Source organism: Alkalibacterium sp. s-m-28 (genome assembly GCF_054658175.1).
In genome coordinates, this window is record NZ_BAAGIQ010000141.1 from 1 (window position 1) to 3,326 (window position 3,326).

The following is a 3,326-nucleotide window of genomic DNA, read 5'->3' on the forward strand; positions in this document are numbered from 1 at the left end:
GTTATGGTGACTACATTTTACCAAAGAGAGGTGTCTTTTTGTGTGTTTTTTGATAATTATTTATAAGAAGTTTCAATAACCGCAAGGGTTAAACCTGGATATTCAACTGCAAAACTTGAGTTATTTATATGCTAAGCTGCCCCTACCCTCAAGATAAGAGCAGTCTAGTTCACTTTACGCACTATGTTCCTTTAATATTTCATCCACTTGTGCTCGGATATTACCTACGCTACCGCCAATAATAACTTGACAAGCATTACCTTTTCTTACTACACCAAAGGCACCAACATCTTTAAAAACAGCATCTTCAGCCAATAAAGAGTTGTCTTTTACATTTACACGGAGGCGAGTCGCACAATTATTTACCTCAGCAATATTGTCAGCACCACCTAAAGCCTCAATATAAGCCATCGCAGGCTCTGTAAACTCATTAATCTCAGCACCTTGTTCCTTCGCCTTTGCTAATCTCTCTTTATATTCTTTCTTACTATAAAATGTTACATCCTCGCTATCTTCTTCTCTTCCAGGAGTTGCAAAATTAAACTTCACGATTAAGAATCGGAATACGAAGAAATAAACACCAGTAAAAATGAACCCAATAGTAATCTGCGTTAAATATGTTCCCCAGTGGTTATTGAATAACGGCAACCAGTTTATAGCAATAAAGTCTATTAAACCACCACCGAAATTCCCTACTACTCCGAACGCAAACATTGTTGCAGACATTGTCGCTGCTAATACGGCATGTACAGCAAATAATACTGGCGCAATGAATAAGAATGTAAACTCTAATGGCTCTGTAATCCCAGTCAATACTGCAGTCAATGTAACTGGAATTAAAATCGCAAGAACTTTCTTACGCTTTTCAGGTTTTGCAGTGAAGTAAAACGCTAACGAGATACCTATTGCCCCCCAAACTTTCGACATTCCATGTAAGGCAAATCCACCTTCTGGGAACAACTCAATTAACGGCTGCGTAGATTGAGCAAAATAATTCATGTTCTCAAACCACGTGGGCGTGATTCCACCTTCTATAATAGCTGGCCCTAATACAAATGGTTGCCAGATAAAGTGATGTAAACCAGTCGGAATTAAAATCCGCTCTAAGAATGTATAAATCCATACCCCAAATATCCCAGAAACAGCCATAAACCCTTGCAAAGAGTTAATACCCACTTGAATTTGCGGCCATACTATTGCTGTGATAATAGCAACCGGTATCATTACAAAGAAGCCAACCATATACACAAATACAGATCCTTGGAAAATCCCTAAGAAATCAGGTAATTTCTTATTGAAATAACGGTTATGTATCCAAACAGATATAGCAGCAATGACAATCGCACCTACAATGCTTGTATCTAGTGTTCGAATCCCTGCAATTTCCTTTAATCCTGTACCTGCACCAATTTCACCAAAGTAATCAACACCTAAATGATTTCCAAAATGCTCTAAAATGCCTCCTACAAAATAGTTAAATGTAAGATAAGTAACCGCAGCTGTCATAGCTGCTTTTCCTTGTTCCACTTTAGCTAACCCAAGCGGTAAACCGATTACAAACAAAAGTTCCATTTGATTAAAAACAGTCCAAGCCCCGCTATTAACAATTGACCAAAAACTATGCCAAACTGTACCTTCATTTGCAATACTTCCCACTAGCATCGGATTAGTAAGAATAATTGTGACCGCTAACATTAAACCAGCAAAAGAAAATAATAGCACAGGCGTAAACATCGCCCCACCAAACCTTTGAATCTTTTCCATCATAATTGTTTCCCCTCTCTTTCATTTGTATATGTTCATTCTACTATTAGAGAAATCCTATTACAATACAATAGAGCACTGTTGTGAAATGGCTTCACTTTCTGTTCTTTTTCCCAAGTAGCGGGAATTTTTTCATATTTATTGATTTAACAAACTATCCAAAAAGGCACACGAAAGCAAGGTAAGAAAAGGGCGTGCGTTGCCCAATCTATACCTTGCCCCTTGAAAAACCACTATAATCCTAATAAAATTATGCTTTTTCACTACCTTTTTCTTTCATCTTACGATATGTTATATACTCACGATATAAAGCATCACAAACTAGATGTAAAGTAACAAATGACGTTGCTTCATGTGAGTTTTCTCGAAATAGAGTGGTAGTATGATAATAAAGATTGTACGGAGTCATTTGTGCTAAATAATTAGTTTGAAACGATGTAACAGATAAAATCGGTACCTCTCTAAAATTTAAAACTTTAATATTTTTTCCTAGTTTTCTAGTATCCCCACTTAATGAGATAATAATGACAAAATCATTTTTTGTAATCATCGGCATACTTAAATCAAATTCAACTTTGGCTGGGAGTATCAACATATGTTTCCCTACACTCATTAAGTTCCTACTTAGTTCTTTCAGTGCATTTCGCTGTGCCCATCCTGTTCCAAAACCAAAAATTCGTTCTGCTTTGTGCATTTCTTTGGCAATTTTTTCAACATCTGCTTGTTTCATTAATTTTAAAGTAGCTTCAATATCATCCTTTTGCAAATCCATTAAATTTTTACTAGGTAAGTTTCGCTTTGATGTACTTTTCATGCTGTATTTAAATTCACTAAATCCTGTGAAGCCTAACTTTTTTGTTAATCGGTGAATTGAAGATTTGGAAGTATGGCATCTTTCTGACAAATCAACAATACTTAATTTCTGGCATTCTTCTAGGTTTTCTAAAATATAGGTAATAATTGCCAAGTCATTTTCATTAAGTTGATTATGATATTGATTTATAAGTGCTTCTAAATCCATTTATATACTCCCTTTCCTTTAAGAGTAATTACCAATTTTTTTGTTTTTTCGTGTTGTTTTAATGCAACTATCGTTGCTCTATCAATTAAAATACAAAAAGGCACCTCTTCCCCCCCTCGTATAATCTGATAAAATGAAGTTCACTAAAACAAACATTCATCACTTAAGGAGTGAAAAGAGATACCTAATCTACTTCAGATTATCATGTATCTAGTTAATAAAATCAAGTGGCAAAACAGTTTAATTCAACTTTTAAACGATTATATTACTTGGCTTGAAGATGCGGGTGATCGACCACCTAAAAGGACCGATATCACAAAGCTTGATTACAACAAATTGACCCTTGATGACCCACCGAAAGTTGTAAAGATTGAACGGGCGGACTATAAATACCTTCTAAAACAGGCCGTGGAGGCAGGTAAACCGATCAAACCTGTTCGTCGCCACAAGTCATCTTCTGAAGTTCCTGAACATGTACGTTGCGCTAAGTGTCATGCGCCCCATGACTATCTCTATAAGAATAATGGTGTGCACGGACAAT

The 3,326-nt window shown here is 36.0% G+C and carries 2 protein-coding genes and 1 pseudogene; 1 reads left to right on the forward strand and 2 read right to left on the reverse strand.

What is annotated here, in order from left to right:
- Nucleotides 1-174: 174 nt before the first annotated feature.
- Both ACYQ4S_RS11245 and ACYQ4S_RS11250 read right to left on the reverse strand, forming a co-directional pair.
- On the reverse strand, nucleotides 175-1,767 hold the full coding sequence (locus tag ACYQ4S_RS11245; protein WP_459771209.1) for an alpha-glucoside-specific PTS transporter subunit IIBC: 1,593 nt from the start codon (nucleotides 1,765-1,767) through the stop codon (nucleotides 175-177).
- Between the two features lie 247 nt (nucleotides 1,768-2,014).
- Nucleotides 2,015-2,785 carry a MurR/RpiR family transcriptional regulator gene (locus tag ACYQ4S_RS11250; RefSeq protein ID WP_459771211.1) on the reverse strand — a complete coding sequence of 257 codons (771 nt, stop codon included), beginning with the start codon at nucleotides 2,783-2,785 and terminating at the stop codon, nucleotides 2,015-2,017.
- Between the two features lie 336 nt (nucleotides 2,786-3,121).
- On the opposite strand from ACYQ4S_RS11250, the pseudogene ACYQ4S_RS11255 reads away from it, so the two are divergent.
- Nucleotides 3,122-3,326, forward strand: a pseudogene (locus ACYQ4S_RS11255) (DDE-type integrase/transposase/recombinase); the annotation flags it as partial.